At 69.7% G+C, this 17,333-nt stretch carries 4 protein-coding genes; 3 read left to right on the top strand and 1 reads right to left on the bottom strand.

From position 1 onward, the window contains the following. Positions 1-47: 47 nt before the first annotated feature. On the bottom strand, positions 48-3,722 hold the full coding sequence (locus tag ABZ823_RS15705; RefSeq protein WP_361659412.1) for a sigma-70 family RNA polymerase sigma factor: 3,675 nt from the start codon (positions 3,720-3,722) through the stop codon (positions 48-50). A 205-nt stretch (positions 3,723-3,927) separates the two neighbouring features. On the opposite strand from ABZ823_RS15705, the gene ABZ823_RS15700 reads away from it, so the two are divergent. From ABZ823_RS15700 to ABZ823_RS15690, 3 genes are read left to right on the top strand one after another with little or no spacing between them, the layout of a single operon-like run. After that, positions 3,928-10,221, top strand: coding sequence for a protein kinase (locus ABZ823_RS15700; RefSeq protein WP_361659409.1), 6,294 nt, complete (start codon positions 3,928-3,930; stop codon positions 10,219-10,221). Positions 10,222-10,253: 32 nt separating this feature from the next. Beyond that, complete coding sequence (locus tag ABZ823_RS15695) at positions 10,254-13,220, top strand: helicase-related protein (protein ID WP_361659406.1); 2,967 nt, start codon at positions 10,254-10,256, stop codon at positions 13,218-13,220. Continuing rightward, positions 13,220-17,332, top strand: coding sequence for a DNA methyltransferase (locus tag ABZ823_RS15690; protein ID WP_361659403.1), 4,113 nt, complete (start codon positions 13,220-13,222; stop codon positions 17,330-17,332). The genes ABZ823_RS15695 and ABZ823_RS15690 overlap by 1 nt, the downstream gene beginning before the upstream one ends. Position 17,333: the final 1 nt, after the last annotated feature.

Below are 17,333 nucleotides of genomic sequence, written 5' to 3'. Positions count from 1 at the left end.
GGAAACTGTTCGAGAGGGAACGACGGTGGGTGGAGCGCAGGCTTGTCTCAGGACCGGCGCCAGCGGTCCCTGAGGGATGCCCGGTCAGCGGCCGGTGCCTGCAGTGCGGCGAGCTGCGTCTGCAAGTCGGTGATACGGGCCCAGGCATCGTGCTCGACCTGCGCAAGGCGTGCCGCGGTGAGCTGTTCGCCCTGCACCGCGCGAGCCTCCGCCTGGTCGGCGGCGGTGACCAGCGCTTGCGCCCGCTGCTCCGAAGCCTCGGCCCGTTGCTGCGCCTGCTCCACCTCCGCGGCGGCACGCTGCCCGGCCTCGTACATGGCTCTGTCCCGGGCGATGAGTCGCGTCTCGGTCTGCCGCAGGCGCGCCTCTGTCCGCCGGAGTCGGGACTCGAGGTCCGCGACGCGTGCCACAGCCTCCTCGCGGTACTGGTGCAGCTGCTTCTCCGCCTGCTCGGCGTGGGCCTGCAACTGCGATACCTGCTCGGACGCGACCGTCGACGTCGCCGTTTCGGCCTGTCGCAGCCGGATCTCGAGATCCACAATGCGTTCCTGTGCACGGCGCGTCGCGGCCATGTTCGCTTCGCGGTGCTCCTCCTTGAGCCGCGCGATGCGTTCCTCTGCTTGCCGCCGCAGGCGCTGCTCCTGGCGTGCCAGCGCCTTGTCGACGCGTTTCAGCAGAATCTCTTCCAGGTCGTCGAGCTGTTGTCCGGCCTCTGTCTGGAGGGCCGTGACACGAGCGTCGGCGGCCCGCCGTTCCTCCGCCAGCCGACGCTCGTACGTGTCGGCCAGCCGTGCGAGTTCCGCCTCGTGCCGTGCGCGGGCCTCGGTGAGCAGGTGCTCGACGTCTCCGGAAGGCTCTGGCGACGTACCGGCGTGCTCTTCCTGCTCGTCCTCGATCCCTGCCGCCTGCGCCGCAGTGAACTCGCGAAGGGCGTCGTGGATAGCGAGGCGCGACTCGTTGTCCACCAGGGGTTTCGCGGCCAGGTATGCGCGGGGTGTCGTCCCGCCCAGGACCTCGGAAGTCCACTCGAAGAAGTGCTCGGGCCGGAGTTCCAGACCCTTGACGGCATCGAGAACGCTTTCGAGCACCTCCAGAGCCCGGACTACGTGGCGGTTGAGCATGCCTCGTTCGCGACCGGCCCTTACGACGGCGTCCGCAGCGGACGAGCCCAGCATCACGGCCAGTTGTAGATGCCCCACGGCGAGCAGCGCATACTCGGCGAGCCATGCCACGTCCCCGCCGAACGGTGCCGGTGTCAGCTCCCGGGCCCTGTCCCAGTCGGCGGTGTACTGGGGCAGCGGCGCAGGGAGGTCAGTGGCTGCTGCATCGCTCGGCGCCGACTCATTCGTCCCGGACTCGGCCGCCGCCTCCACGTCGGAATCGTCGGTGATGTTCACGGGCTTCTCGGACGGCGGCGGGACAGGGACCGGCTCGGATTCGGCCGACGGTGTTTCGGCCGGCGCCGGTCCGGTCGGCTCATGACGGGACGGCTGCTGTTCTCTCGGCGCCGGACGGGCCGGTGCGTCCTCCGCGCACTCCGCTGCCGATGCCTCCGGGAGCGTCTTCGTGAACGCCAGGAACTCCCGGAGGGCGTCGCGCATCGCCAGCCGAGGCTCACTTCGCACCAGCGGCTTGCGGGCGAGGTAGGCCCGGGGCGTCACCCCGCACAGCGCCTCGGAGGGACGGTCGAAGAAGCCTTCCGGGCGCATTCCGGCCTGCGCGACGGCGTCGCACACACGACGCAGCACCTCGAGCGCTGCAAGCACCGTGTGATCGGCCGGCTCCCGCTCGCGAGCGATCCGCAGCACAGCGTCGGCCGCCGGTTGCCCGAGCATCTCGGTGAGCCCTGGGCCTCCCACGGCGGCGATCGCGTAGTCCGCGAGCCACGCCTGCCCGGACGGCGACTTGGCCAACCGCCGGGCCCGCTCCCAGTCCTGCACATCCGCATTCGCCACGGCCGCGGGTTGTACGGCGTCCTGCGGAGGCGCGGGAGTCACTGTTGCGTCAGGGCTGCCAGACGGCATGGCCGCCTTGACAACCGCCGTCTTCCTGCCCGGAACACGACGAGCGGCCCGGGCAATACGCGCGGCACGGCGACCAGTGGCAACGGTAGGAACGCTTCCCGCATTGTCCGGGTCCTCACCCGCCACCACAGCACGGACACCGAGCAGGCGCGCCGTCCGCAGCCGCGAGCGGAGTGCGGGCACCAGCTTGACCTCCAACTGCCGGATGCGCTCCCTCGTCACGCCGAACTCGCTGCCCAACTGGTCCAGTGTCGACGGTTCCGCGTCGTCGAGTCCCAGGCGCCGAACGAGAATCCGGTGGTCGCGGCCGGAGAAGGTGTTCACCACGGCCATGGCGTCATCCAGGAGCAGCGCGTTGTGCACCCGTTCCTCGAATGGCGGCACGGTATGGGTCTCGGCGAGGAAGTCACCGAGCGTCGCTCCGTCCCCTACAACACGATCGAGCGAGTCGGTGCGCCGGCTCAGCCGTCGGGCCTCCTCGACCTTGCTCAGGCTCAGGTCGCAGTGCACGGCCACGTCGGCCGCGGTCGCCGGACGCCCGCGTTCGGCCAAAGAGCGTTCGGCGTTCGCCACCTTACGGATTGTCTCGTGCACATGAACGGGTACGCGGATGACGGAGCCTTCGTCCGCGATGCCCCGTGTGATGGACTGGCGGATCCACCACGTCGCGTATGTCGAGAACTTGAAGCCCCTGGTCGGGTCGAACTTCCGCGCCGCCCGCATGAGCCCCAGCGCCCCGTGCTGGAACAGGTCCTCATAGTCCAGTCCCTGTTCCAGGTAGCGGGGAAGCAGGCTGTGCACGAGCCCCTGATTGTGTACGACCAGGCAGTCCCGCGCGCGGATTCTGATGTCGTCCGACGACATGGCGTTGAGCGTTTCTTGGTCGGGTTCCTCGTCGAGGCCACCCCGCACGAGCGTGGCGAGCCCGACTTCCTCCTGCGCGGTGAGCAAGTGCTTCTCCGGCCGACGCCGATAGCGGTCCTCGCGCAAGACGCGCTCGGCCGCGGCGACCGCTGCAGCCAGGTCCGCGTCCGTCGGTACGACTGTTTCGGATGGCCCGGACGGGAAGTCCTCCTCCGATACGGCCTCCAGTTCCTCCGTCCTGGAACCTTCACTGACCGGCGGTTCCTGCGATTCCTGCGGTTCCTGCGCGGAGGAGCCCCCGCCACCGGCTTTCGCGTCGCCGACCGGCGCCGGCTCCTCGTCCACGTCTCCGCGGTCCCCTTCGGGTGCGGCCTCGGCCGTCGACTCCGTCGGAGTCTTCTCGGGCCGCACATTGGCCGCGTCCCGCAGGGCCGCCGCCTCGCGCGCATTGAGCCCGCAGAGCTGTGCAACCCCGTCCAGGGCCCGGGACGTCACGCGTCCCTCGGTGTCCGCGTACCGCTCGAGCAGTCTCAGCACCCGATCGAGCTGGGGGAACACAGTTTCTACACGCTTCCGTGCAACCTTTCGCACATCTGGGATGTCGACGTGTGTATGCACCACGCTCTTCTGGACAGGCACGTGCAACCTGACCAGCTCGTCCCGCAACCGCTCCCGCTCGTGCTCACGCAAACCGAGCTTGCGCGTCTGAGCGAAGAACACCGCCTCGGGCACGACTCCGCCCACCGCGGCCCGACGGAGTTGCGCCATCAGTTCCGCCAGCGCGGCCTTCGTCACGGGCACACCCCGCGCCCCGGGATCCTGACGCCTCGCCATGCCACCCACCCCCACACCCGGTTACATGCCAGACCGTAAGGGTTGCCCGTTGACACTGTCAACGGATTGCACCTCTAGGAAAGTTGACACAGCTCGTGTACCGTGACGGCGTCCGCACTCTCCGCATGGGCACCATGTGGCGACGGTGTCGGGTACAGGGGCAAGTCCCAATGGGGCTGGGGAAGAAGAGGGCAGGGGAGCAGCCGTGGGCCACGAGCTGATCGATGGCAGGTTCCGCGTCGGACAGGTCATCGGCAAGGGCAGCATGGGGGAGGTCCACCGAGCTGAGGATCTCCAAGCTCCCGAGGGGAGCACCGGCCGCCTGGTCGCCGTCAAGACGATCCTTCGCCGTCGTACGGGGGGTCTGATCGACACGGGCGCGGACAACAAGGCCGTGGACCGCTTCGCCCGCGAGGTGCGCATCATGCGCCGCCTCGAGCACCGGAACCTGACACGGCTCGTCGCAGGAGGCGTCAGCGCGGACGGCGGACTGCCGTACCTGGCCATGGAGTTCCTGGACGGCGAGACGCTGCGCGACCTCATCGAGGAGGAGGGCCAGCTGCCCATCTCGTGGGTAGCCGCCATCGGCGCCCAGATCGCCGATGGCCTCTCCGCCGCCCACGCGGCCGACGTGGTACACCGCGACCTGAAGCCCGCGAACGTCATGCTGACCGGTGGCGGAACCGTCAAGGTCCTCGACTTCGGCATGGGCCGCATCGTCGACGACCCGGACGAGGCACGGCTGACCAGCACCGGCGTGAGCGTCGGCACCGCCCGCTACATGGCGCCCGAGCAGTTCGAGGGCCGCCAGGTCAGCCAGGCGGCCGACCTGTACGCGCTGGGTTGTGTCCTGTACGAAATGCTCGTCGGCGTACCGCCCTTCGTCAGCGAGTCGCCCTTCGACCTCGCCCGCAAGCACCTCGAGGCCGAGCCGACGCCCCTCGGCGTCATCCGCGGTGACATCCCCGCCGAGCTGATCCGCCTCGTCGGCCGGCTGCTCGCCAAAGACCCCGCCGACCGTCCGGCGAGCGCTGCCGACGTCCGCGACGCCCTGTCTCCCCTGGCCACGCGGGACGGGGACACGCCCCAACTCCCCCACTGGACCGCCCTCGATCCGACACGGCTTCTCGCCGCCCACACCGCCCGCACCGTCACCGCCACGTCCGCGCCCGCGCCTCGGCCGGCGCCGGTCACCGCCTCCGGCACGGCGATGGACGTCTTCGGCGTGCACCGCGCCCTCATCAAGGACTACCGCGACTTCACCGCGGGCGGCACCGTCATCCGCGACGACCGCATCGCGGCGTTCGTGGAGAAGGACCTCGACGACAAGTCGCAGTGGCCGGATCCCTGGCTGTCGCTCAATCCGTTCTTCCAGAGCGGCGGCACGGTCGCGGAACTGGTCGGGGAGAAGGTCCTCCACCCGGAGTGCGCCCGCATCTTCCAGGCCGGCAAGACGGAGGGCGGCACGGTCCCGGACGGCCGACCGCTCACCCTGCACCGCCACCAGCGTGAGGCCATCGACGCCGCCTCGCGTGGCGCCTCGTACGTGCTGACGACCGGCACCGGTTCCGGCAAGTCGCTGTCGTACATCGTTCCGATCGTGAACCGCGTCCTTCATGAGCGCGACTCCGAAGGTCCGAAGACGGTCAAGCAGGTGCGCGCAGTCATCGTCTACCCGATGAACGCGCTCGCGAACAGTCAGCTGAAGGAACTGGAGAAGTATCTTCGCGACGGCTACGGCCAAGGCCACGAGCCGGTGACCTTCGCCCGGTACACGGGCCAGGAGGACGACGAGAAGCGCAAGGAGATCCGGGACAACCCGCCGGACATCCTGCTCACCAACTACGTGATGCTGGAGCTGATGCTGACCCGGCCCGCCGACCGGGCCAGCCTCATCAAGATGGCCAAGGGCCTGGAATTCCTCGTCTTCGACGAACTGCACACCTACCGCGGCCGACAGGGTGCCGACGTGGCCCTGCTCATCCGCCGGGTCCGCGAAGCCTGCCAGGCACCCGAAGTGCAGTGCATCGGCACCTCGGCCACCATGTCGACCGAGGGCACGGTCGAGGACCAGAAGAAGGTGGTCGCCGACGTCGCGAGCAGGCTGTTCGGCACGCCCGTCAGCCCCGGGCACGTCATCGGCGAGACGCTCGTACGCGCCACCGCCGAGGCCCCCGACACCGTGCCCGTCGAGCGTCTCACCTCACCGGCCGCACCGCGCGCGTACGCCGATCTGGTACGCGACCCGCTGGCCCGCTGGATAGAGACCCGCTTCGGCCTCGCCACGGACGAGGCGACGGGCCGTCTGATCCGTCGCCGGCCCACGAAGATCGAGGTCGCGGCACGCGAACTGGCCGAGCGCTCAGGGGTGTCGAAGGACGACTGCGCGAAGGCCATCGAGGCGACCCTGGAAGCCGGCTCGCAGGCCCGGCACCCGGTGACCGACCGTCCCCTGTTCGCGTTCCGGCTGCACCAGTTCCTCTCCAAGGGCGACACCGTGTACGTCACCCTGGAGGACAAGCTCTCCCGCCACCTGACCCGCTCCTACCAGCTGGAACAGCCGGGCAGCGGCGGCAAGCTGCTGATGCCGCTGGCCTTCTGCCGGGAGTGCGGCCAGGAGTACCTGACCGTCTGGCGCACCGAGAAGGACGGCGAGGTCCGCTACGAAGCCCGCCGCGACACCTCCGCCACGGGCGGACGCAAGGGCGACGGCTACCTCTTCATCGACCAGGAGCGGCCCTGGCCCTCCAGCGTCCAGTACGCCGTGGACGACCGCCGGCTGCCCGAGTCCTGGCTGGAGCTGGACGACAGGGGCCAGGAGGTGGTCAGGAAGACGTACCGCGACCGGGTGCCGCGGGCGATCACCGTGGACCCACTCGGCTACGAGGGCCGGGGCGAGTTGCAGGCCGCGTTCATCCCGTCGCCGTTCCTGTTCTGCCTGCACTGCGGCGTGGCCTACGAGCAGACGCGCGGCCGGGATTTCGCGAAGCTGGCCACGCTGGACCAGGAGGGCCGCTCCTCGGCGACCTCACTCATCTCGGCGTCCGTGGTGCGGTCCCTGAAGTCGGTGCCGGAGGAAGCGCTGGACAAGGAGGCCCGCAAGCTCCTGACCTTCGTCGACAACCGTCAGGACGCCTCCCTCCAGGCCGGTCACTTCAACGACTTCGTGCAGATCACCCAGTTGCGCGGGGCGCTGTACCGGGCGGCCCTGGACGCGGGCGAGGACGGCCTCACCCATGAGGAGCTGGCCTCGGCGGTGACGAACGCCCTCGGGATTACTCCCGTCGACTACACCGGCGAGCACGATCTCCCCCCGACCCTGGCCAAGTCGGCGGCCAAGACCCTGCGCGACGTGGTCGCCTTCCGGCTCTACCTCGACCTGGAGCGCGGCTGGCGCATCACCATGCCCAACCTGGAGCAGACCGGTCTGCTGGAGATCGACTACGCGGACCTGCGCTGGGTCGCGGACAAGCAGGACCGCTGGGCGCACACCCACGCGGTCCTGCGGGACGCCGATCCGGACCTGCGGGCCGAGATCATGAAGGTGCTGCTCAACGAGATGCGCCGCTCGCTCGCCATCGACGTGTCGTACTTCCGGGACGACTTCGACGCGTTGCAGCGGGCGAGCGAGGAGCGGCTGGCGGACCCGTGGGTGCTGTCGGCCTCCGACCGCCCGCGCGTGGGCACCGCCTACCCGTACCCTTCGGGCCGGGGACTGGACCGCTCCGGCCTGTTCGTCTCGGCACGCGGCAAATTCGGCAAGTACCTCAAGCGCGCCGACGCCTCGTTCAAGAAGCTCTCCCCCGACGACCTGCAGCTCGTCATCGTGGAACTGCTGAAGGTGCTGGCCGCCAACGGCCTGGTGAAGGAGGTGGCGGAGGCCCCGCAGCGCGCGGGACGCTACCGCAGGCCGACGACTCCGGCCACGACCGGTTACCGGGTGGCGGCCCAGTCGCTGATCTGGCGTGCCGGCAAGGGCGAGACGGGCACGCACGACCCGCTGACCCGCACCTACCCCAGCGGCGACGGCCCGCGCGTGAACACCTTCTTCCGGGACCTGTACCAGGAGGCGGCGAGCGCGCTGTCCGGGCTGTTCGCCCGCGAGCACACCGCCCAGGTCGCCCCGGAGGAGCGGGAGCGGCGCGAGGAGGCGTTCCGCAAGGCGGAGCTGAAGCTGCTGTACTGCTCCCCCACGATGGAGCTGGGCGTCGACATCTCCTCCCTCAACGCGGTGATGATGCGCAACGTGCCGCCCACCCCCGCCAACTACGCGCAGCGTTCCGGCCGCGCGGGCCGCAGCGGCCAGCCCGCGCTGGTGACGACGTACTGCGCGACGGGCAACAGCCACGACCAGTACTACTTCCGCCGCTCGGAGCGGATGGTGGCGGGCGCGGTGGCCCCGCCGCGCCTGGACCTGGCCAACGAGGACCTGGTCCTCTCGCACCTGCAGGGCATATGGATAGCGGAGGCCGGTCTGAAGCTGGGCCGCGCGATACCCGAGGTCCTGGACGTATCTCACCCGGACACCGGTGACCGCCCGAACCCCGCCCTGAAGCTGCTTCCCGACATCCTCGCCGCCTCGCTGGACGAGACCGCGCAGCACCGCACGGTGGACGCGGCCCTGCGGGTGCTCGGTCCGCTTCTGCCCGACTTCGCGGACACCACCTGGTGGCACGACGACTGGATCCGGGACCGGGTGCGCACGGTGCCCGAGCGCTTCGACCGGGCCTTCGACCGCTGGCGGCAGCTTTTCCGAGCCGCGCTCGACGACCAGTACATCCAGAACAAGCGCCGCCTGGACTACAGCCTCACCGAGACCGACCGCAACCGGGCCAACGCCCGCCGCCGCGAGGCGGAGACGCAGCTCAACCTGCTGATGAACGAGAGCGCCGACAGCAAGTCGGTCCTCTCCGACTTCAACCCCTACCGCTACCTCGCCTCCGAGGGCTTCCTGCCCGGCTACAGCTTCCCGCGCCTGCCGCTCGCGGCCTACATCCCCACCATCGGCCGCCGCCGGGGTGACGGCGACTACCTCCAGCGCCCCCGCTTCCTCGCGATTCGCGAGTTCGGCCCCGGCGCGCTCATCTACCACGAGGGTGCCCGCTACCAGGTGACCCGCATCCAGCTCCCGCCGGATTCCTCCGGCGACCTGGCGACCAGCGAGGCCCGCCGCTGCGCCCACTGCGGTTACCACCACGACCCGGCCGAGCGCCAAGACCGCTGCCACATGTGCGACGAGCCGCTCGGTGCGGCAACCCACGGCCTGCTCCAGCTCCACACCGTCTACACCACGCGCCGGGAGCGGATCTCCTCCGACGAGGAGGAGCGCCGCCGGGCCGGCTTCCGGCTGGAGATGTCGTACCGCTTCCAGGACCACGGCGCCCGCAAGGGCCGCCTCAACGCCTCCGTCGCCGACGCCTCGGGCGCGGCTCTGGCCGACCTGGCGTACGGCGACTCCGCGACCGTCCGCATCACCAACCTCGGCCGGGTACGCGCCAAGAAGGACGAGCCGGCGGGCTACTGGCTCGACCTCGCCGACGGCCGCTGGATGAACGACAAGGACGCCGCCGAGGCCTCCGGCGACTCCAGCGAGCTGCCGGTGGTGGACGAGGACGGCAAGGAGCGACGCCGCAAGAAGCGGGTCATCCCCTACGTGGAGGACCGCCGCAACATCCTCGTCGTCACCCTCGGCGAGGCGCTGCCCGAACCCGAGGCGCTGTCCCTCATGTACGCGCTGGAACGAGGCATCGAGGCCGCGTTCGAGCTGGAGGACGCCGAGCTCTCCAGCGAGCTGCTGCCGCCGGAGGGCGGACCGTGGGGCCGGTTCCTGTTCATGGAGGCCGCCGAGGGCGGCGCGGGCGTACTGCGTCGCCTCCAGGCCGAGCCGGACGCCCTGGCCAAGGCCGCCCAGTACGCCCTGTCGATCTGCCACTTCGACAAGGACGGCACCGATCTGGGCGGCCCGCACCCGGACCGCCCGTGTGCCCTGGGCTGCTACGAGTGCCTGCTGACGTACGGCAACCAGCTCGACCACGCGCTGATCAACCGCCACGCGGCCCGGCACCTGCTGGTGCGGTTCGCCTCGGGGACCGCGGAACGCGAGTCGCGGGGTGAGTCGAGGTCGGAGCAGTACCGGCGGCTGCTCGACCAGGTTCCGGCGGTACCGACAGCGGTCGAGGCGTCGGCCGCCACCGACCTGGCCGCGCGCGGTGACTTCCTGGGCTGGGCGAAGGCGCGGGGACTGAACCTTCCGGACGAGGCAGGGCCGTTCCTCACCGAGGCGAACGCGCAGCCCGACTTCGTCTACCGGCTGCCCGGCGGGAACGTGGCCGTCTTCGTGGACACGCCCGACAAGGAACAGGACACCCTCCGGGACGAGGACGCCGAGGACCGCCTCTTCAACGCCAGTTGGGACGTCGTCCGCTTCCCGCACGACGGCGACTGGGATGCCATCGCCGCAGCCAACGCCCGCTACTTCGGCACTCCGGCCGCCAACTGACCACCCTTCTGCTTGAGGACTTGAAGACAGACATGGCACTCACCTACTCCACCGGTTCCCTGGTGAAGACCCGCGGCCGCGAATGGGTGGTACTCCCCGAGAGCAAGGCCGACCTGCTCGTCCTGCGCCCGCTGGGTGGCTCGGACGACGATATCGCCGCCGTGTTCCCGGCGTTCGAGACGGTCGAGGAGGCCCGGTTCGCCGCACCGGAGGCGAGCGACCTCGGCGACCAGCGGGCGGCCGGCCTGCTCCGCACGGCCCTGCGGATCGGCTTCCGCTCGGGTGCCGGTCCGTTCCGCTCGCTGGCGGGCATCGCGGTGGAGCCGCGCGCGTACCAGCTCGTCCCGCTGCTGATGGCGCTGCGCCAGAAGACGGTCCGCATGCTGATCTCCGACGACGTCGGCATCGGCAAGACCGTCGAGGCGGGCCTGATCGCGAGCGAACTGCTCGCGCAGGGCGAGGCGTCGGGCCTGGCGGTTCTCTGCTCCCCCGCGCTGGCGGAACAGTGGCAGCAAGAGCTGCGCAGCAAGTTCGGCATCGACGCGGAACTGGTGCTGTCATCGACGGTGACTCGCCTGGAGCGAGGCCTGGACCTGGGCCAGTCCCTCTTCGACCGCTACCCGAACGTCATCGTCTCCACGGACTTCATCAAGTCCACGCGGCACCGCGACGACTTCGTACGGCACTGTCCCGACCTGGTGATCGTCGACGAGGCCCACACGTGCGTGGCCGCCGACGACACCAAGACCGGCACGCAGAGCCAGCTGCGCTACGAGCTGCTGCGCCGGGTGGCCGAGGACGCGAACCGGCACCTGCTCCTGGTGACCGCGACCCCGCACAGCGGCAAGGAGTCCGCGTTCCGGAACCTGCTGGGCCTGGTCAAGCCCGAACTGGCGCACGTGAACCTGGAGTCGGACGCGGGCAGGAAGTTGCTGGCCCAGCACTTCGTGGCCCGCAAGCGTGCGGACGTACGCCAGTACCTCACCAAGGAGGACGGCCTGGCCGACGACTCGCTCGCCGAGCGGACGGCGTTCCCCTCGGACCGCTACTTCAAGGACGAGACGTACAAGCTGTCCCCGGAGTACCGGGCCCTGCTGGATGACGCGATCGCGTACGCGAGCGAGCGCGTGGAGGAGGCGGACAACCGGGGCCGGCGCGAGGCACGAATAGCCTGGTGGTCGGCGATCGCGCTGCTGCGCTCCCTGGTGTCCTCGCCGCGCGCCGCGGCACAGACGCTGCGGACACGGTCGGCGGCGGCGATCGCGTCGTCGGCGGAGGAGGCCGACAAGCTGGGCGCCCCGCTGAACAGCGACGCGGCTGACAGCGACTCGATGGAGGGCATGGACGTAGCGCCGGGTGCGGAGATCGGGGAGGACGACCCGCGCTCCCGCTTGGCGGAACTGGCAGATCGAGCATCGGAGTTGGAGGGTCCGACCCAGGACCTCAAGCTGAAGGCGCTGATCAAGCACCTCAAGTCGCTGCTCGCCGACGGCTACAATCCGATCGTCTTCTGCCGCTACATCCCCACCGCCAAGTACCTGGCCGAGCAGCTGTCGAACGACCCGGAGACGAAGAAGCGCGGTCCGCTGGGCGCGAAGACGGTCGTCAAGGCGGTGACGGGTGAGCTGTCGCCGCAGCAGCGCATCGACAACATCGAGGCGCTGGCGACGGAGGCCGGCGAGGACGCCGCCGCGCGCCGGGTGCTGATCGCCACGGACTGCCTGTCGGAGGGCGTGAACCTCCAGCACTACTTCGACGCGGTGGTCCACTACGACCTGGCGTGGAACCCCACCCGCCACGACCAGCGCGAGGGCCGCGTCGACCGCTACGGCCAGCGCCGCGACGAGGTCCGAGTCATCACCCTGTACGGCGACGACAACGGCATCGACGGCAAGGTCCTCGAAGTCCTCATCAAGAAGCACCGCCAGATCAAGAAGGACCTCGGCATCTCGGTGTCGGTCCCGGACGAGCTGTCCACTGGCGTGACGGACGCCATCGTGGAGTGGCTGCTGATGCGCGGCCGCGAGAACGAGGACGCCCTGTTCAGCGCGGACGCGTTCAAGGTGAGCACGGCGAAGCTGGACAGCGACTGGAACTCGGCGGCGGAGCGGGAGAAGGCGTCGCGTTCGCGGTTCGCGCAGCGCTCGATCCACCCGGAGGAGGTGGCCCGCGAGGTCGCGGCGATTCGGGAGGCACTGGGCGGCACGGGCGAGGTGGAGACGTTCGTACGGGAGTCCCTGGGCGCGCTGGGTGCTGTGTTGCGCGGCGCCGGTCAGAAGGAGGACTTCACGGCACAGGTGGGTGGCACACCGGCGGGCCTGCGGGACGCTCTCGCCACGGCAGTGGGCGCCGAGGTGATCGAGCAGGACCGCCCCATCCCGTTCCTGAGTGATCCGGCGGTGGCGCGGGGCGAGGCGGCGCTGGTCCGTACGGACCCGGTGGTGGGCGCTCTGGCGTCGCACGTCCTGAACGCGGCGCTGGACGCGCAGGCGGACGGCGCCCGCCCGGCGCGCCGCTGCGGTGTGGTGACGACGGACGCGGTGACGACCCGTACGACGCTGCTGCTGGTCCGCTACCGGTTCCATCTGACCCTGCCGTCGCGGAGCGGCGAGAAGCAGCTCGTCGCCGAGGACGCGCGGCTGCTGGCCTTCGAGGGCTCCCCGAAGAACGCGGTGTGGCTGCCGCAGGAGCGCGCGGCGGCGCTGCTGGACGCGACGGCCTCCGCGAACACGGACCCGCACTTCGGCGAGCGCATGATGACGCGCGTCCTGGACCAACTCCCCGAGGCGTACGGCCACCTGGAATCGTACGGCGAGGAACTGGCCGCCGCCCTGGACGCCTCCCACCGCCGAGTGCGCCAGGCCTCCGGCGAGATCGTCCGCGGCCTGTCGGTGACGGCCCAGAAGCCGGCCGACGTCCTGGGCGCGTACCTCTACCTGCCCGCGAACCCCGCTGCTTCCTCCCCTTCCCCTGCTGCTGTCTCTGGAGCGTCCGCCTGATGTCCGCCACGACTCGCAACCAGGTGTTCACCGCCGTCCACACGGTCGGAGGTCTGCTGCCGGCCGACATGCTGCTGCGCATCTCCGAGGGCAAGGACGTCCCTGGCTCGAAGCCCGCCGACTACGGCCTTCCGTCGTCCCGTTCGGTACGGGACGAGGCGGAGCGCAGCTGGGAGTACCTGAAGCCACTCTGGCGCGAGCTGCGCAAGCACCTCCCCGAAGACCGGGAGACGGGCCTGCCCGCGACCGACCCGACCGGCCGCGCCGGTGCCGACTGGCTGTCGCCGCTGTGGCGGGAGCTGGGCTTCGGCCGCCTGACACCGATCGGCACGGAAGGCGTCACGGCCGACTCGGACGCGGAGAAGCGGTTCGAGGTCTCGCACCGCTGGCAGCACGCGCTCATCCACCAGGTGGCATGGAACGCCAACCTGGACAAGCGACCGGGCGGCGCGGGCACGGTGCCGCCGCAGTCGATGCTCCAGGAGTGCCTGAACCGGACCGAGGCCCACCTGTGGGGCATCCTGACGAACGGCCGCCAGGTTCGTCTTCTGCGGGACTCCAGCGCGCTGGCCACGGCGTCGTACGTCGAGTTCGACCTGGAGGCGATCTTCGACGGCGAGCTGTTCAGCGAGTTCGTGCTGCTGTACCGACTGCTGCACGTGTCCCGCTTCGAGGTCGCGGAGGACGCGGCGCCGTCGACGTGCTGGCTGGAGAAGTGGCGCACGGAGGCGATCGCCCAGGGCACGCGTGCCCTGGACCAGCTCAGGAAGGGCGTCCAGCGGGCGATCACCACGCTGGGCACGGGCTTCCTGAAGCACCCGGACAACCGGGAGCTCAGGGAGGCCCTGGAGGTCAAGACCTTCCATTACGCGCTGTTGCGGCTGGTCTACCGGCTCCTCTTCCTGTTCGTCGCGGAAGACCGCGAGGTCCTGCTGTCCCCGTCGGCAGACGAGACGGCGAAGGAGCGGTACGCGGCGTACTTCTCCTCGGCCCGCCTGCGCCGGCACGCCCAGCGGCGTAGGGGCACGGCACACGGTGACCTGTACCAGGCGCTGCGCTTCGTGCTGTCGGGCCTGGGCAACGACGACGGCCTGCCGGAGCTGGGCCTGCCGGGCCTGGGCGGCATCTTCGACGACACGGAGGCGGACAAGGTCCTGCACGGCCTGTCCCTGTCGAACGAGCCGCTGCTGGAGGCGGTCCGGGCGCTGTCGATCGTCCGGGACACGAGCAGCAAGCGGAACCGGGTGGTGGACTACCGCCACCTGGACGCGGAGGAACTGGGCTCCATCTACGAGTCCCTGCTGGAGCTGGTCCCGAAGCACAACGCGACCGACCGCACCTTCGAACTGGTCCAGCTGGCGGGCAACGCGCGTAAGACGACGGGTTCGTACTACACCCCGTCCTCGCTGATCGAGTGCCTGCTCGACTCGGCGCTGGACCCGGTGATCGACGATGCGGTGAAGCGCGGCGAGATCCGGGCGACGCGCTCGGGCCAGCCGGACCCCCGTGAGGCCATCGAGCAGGAACTGCTGTCGCTGACGGTCTGCGACCCGGCGTGCGGCTCGGGCCACTTCCTTGTGGCTGCGGCTCGGCGGATCGCCAAGCGGGTCGCTGCGGTAAGGGAGCAGAACCCGGAACCGACAATCGACGCGGTACGCCACGCCCTGCACGAGGTGGTCGCGCGCTGCATCTACGGCGTGGACCTGAACCCGATGGCGGTCGAGCTGGCCAAGGTGTCGCTGTGGCTGGAGGCGCTGGAGCCGGGCAAGCCGCTGGGCTTCCTGGACGCCCACGTCAAGCACGGCAACGCGCTGATCGGGGCTACGCCGTCACTGCTGGCTAAGGGCATCCCTGACGACGCGTTCAAGCCGATCGAGGGCGACGACAAGAAGATCGCGGCAGCCATCAGGAGGCGGAACGCGGCCGAGCGGGGCGGCCAGTTGAGCTTCCACACCGAGGAGCGCATCTGGGTGTCGAACGCGGCGTTCGCGGCGAGCCTGCGGGACATCACTGCGGCTCGGGCCAACACCTTGCGCGATGTCCGGCTCCAGTCGAGCCGGTTCCGGGAACTGGAGCAGTCGGCGGACTACCTCCGCGCCCTGCACATCGGCGACGCCTGGTGCGCCGCCTTCGTCTGGCCCAAGACCCAGGGCGCGCCGACCCCGGTCACCGAGGGCGTCTTCCGCGACCTTCAGAGCGCGGGCGCGGGCATCCCGGTGAGCACGAACGAGGAGATCATCCGGCTCGCGCAGGAGTACAGGTTCTTCCACTGGCACCTGGAGTTCCCAGAGGTCTTCTCGGTGCCCGAATCGGGCGCGGGTGCGCAGCCTGGGACGGGCTGGGAGAAGGGCTTCGATGCGGTGGTGGGGAATCCGCCGTGGGAACGGGTCAAGCTCCAGGAGCAGGAGTTCTTCGCGGAGCGCAGTCCCGAGATCGCCAAGGCGACGAATGCGGCGGCGCGGAAGCGGGCGATCGCCCAGTTGAAGGATGACCCCGACAGACATCTGCTCTTCAAAGAGTTCGAGGCCGCCAAGAGCCGCGCGGAGGGCGAAAGCCACTTCCTGCGCATCAGCGGCCGGTACCCCCTCACGGGGCGCGGCGACATCAACACGTACGCCGTTTTCGCGGAGACGGACCGCGCGATGACCGGCCCCCGCGGGCGGACAGGCATCATCGTGCCGACGGGCATCGCTACGGACGCTACGACGCAGTACTTCTTCAAGGACCTGGTGACGACGGGCCAGATGGCCGCCTTGTACGACTTCGAGAACGAGGACAAGGTCTTCCCCGGCGTCCACCACGCGATGCGCTTCTGCCTGCTCACCCTACGCGGCACGGGGGACACGAACGAGCCGGCCCAGATGGTGTTCAAGGTGCGCCAGGCCGAGCAGATCGCCGAGCGTCGCTACCGGCTGACGGCGGAGGACATCCTCCGGATGAACCCCAACACCGGTACATGCCCGGTCTTCAGCAGCCGTCGGGACGCCGAAATCACTCTGGGCATCTATCGCCGGGTCCCAGTCCTCATCGACGAGTCACGCAAGGACGGCAATCCCTGGGGGGTGTCGTTCATGACCATGTTCCACATGGCCAACGACTCCCATCTGTTCCGTCCCGACGCACGGCGAGGTGAGACGTTCGAGGACCTCTTCAAGGACGGCTGGAACCTTCAGGGCAACGTACTGGTTCGGGGCGACGAACACCTGCTGCCCCTGTACGAGGCCAAGATGCTCCATCACTACGACAACCGCTTCTCTACGTACCAGGGTGCCACTGAGAAGCAGCTCAATCAGGGCACGTTGCCACGGCTCACGGCCGAGCAGCATCAAGACGCCTCGGCTGTCCCGATGCCACGGTACTGGGTCCCTGAACAGGACGTGCCTACAGACGAGGTCGACAAGAACGGCAAGGAGATCAAGCTGCCGGGGGTTCGGTCAAGGCTTGCTGCCAGGGGGTGGGAGCGGGGCTGGGTCCTCGGGTGGCGGGACATCTGCCGGGCGTCCGACGAGCGCACCATGATCTGCTCGGTCGCGCCTTCGTATGGCTTCGCGCACCCGTTCCCTCTCGTCGTTCCCTCCGATCCGGAGTATGCGCCCTTGTTGCTTACGGTTCTGTCGTCCATGGCATTCGACTACTCCGTACGCCAGAAGATCGGCGGCACCCACCTCACGTACGGCTACGTCACGCAGCTCCCCGTGCCCACACCGAAACATCTCGCGCCCCACAGTGACTTCTTGATGCCGCGCCTCGCAGAACTCACCTACACCTCCCATGACATGAGAGCCTTGGCCAGCGATCTCGGCGACACCGGCACCCCCTTCCGCTGGAGCTCCGACCGCCGCGCAACGATCCGCGCGGAGCTGGATGCCCTCTTCTTCCACCTGTACGGCGTCTCCCGTGACGACACCTCGTACGTGCTCGACACCTTCAACGTCACCCGAGACAACGACATGAAGGCGCACGTGACGTACCGCACCAAGGAGCTGATCCTCGCCGAGTACGACCGCATGGCCGCAGCCGGCGTCGGCCTCGAAAACCCCCTGGTGGACGGCGATAACTACATCTCCACCCTCACCCCGCCCCCGGGCCACGGCCCCCGCCACCCCGCCTGAC

The sequence above is a fragment of the Streptomyces sp. NPDC047079 genome, assembly GCF_040643755.1.
In the GTDB taxonomy this organism is placed as follows: domain Bacteria; phylum Actinomycetota; class Actinomycetes; order Streptomycetales; family Streptomycetaceae; genus Streptomyces.
Note: the sequence above shows the minus strand (reverse complement) of the source record. Positions and strands in the feature narration are given on the sequence as shown.

Coding starts and splice junctions, on each gene's coding strand:
- ABZ823_RS15705 (WP_361659412.1), bottom strand. CDS start 3,722: ATGGCGAGGCGTCAGGATCCCGGGGCGCGGGGTGTGCCCGTGACGAAG.
- ABZ823_RS15695 (WP_361659406.1), top strand. CDS start 10,254: ATGGCACTCACCTACTCCACCGGTTCCCTGGTGAAGACCCGCGGCCGC.
- ABZ823_RS15690 (WP_361659403.1), top strand. CDS start 13,220: ATGTCCGCCACGACTCGCAACCAGGTGTTCACCGCCGTCCACACGGTC.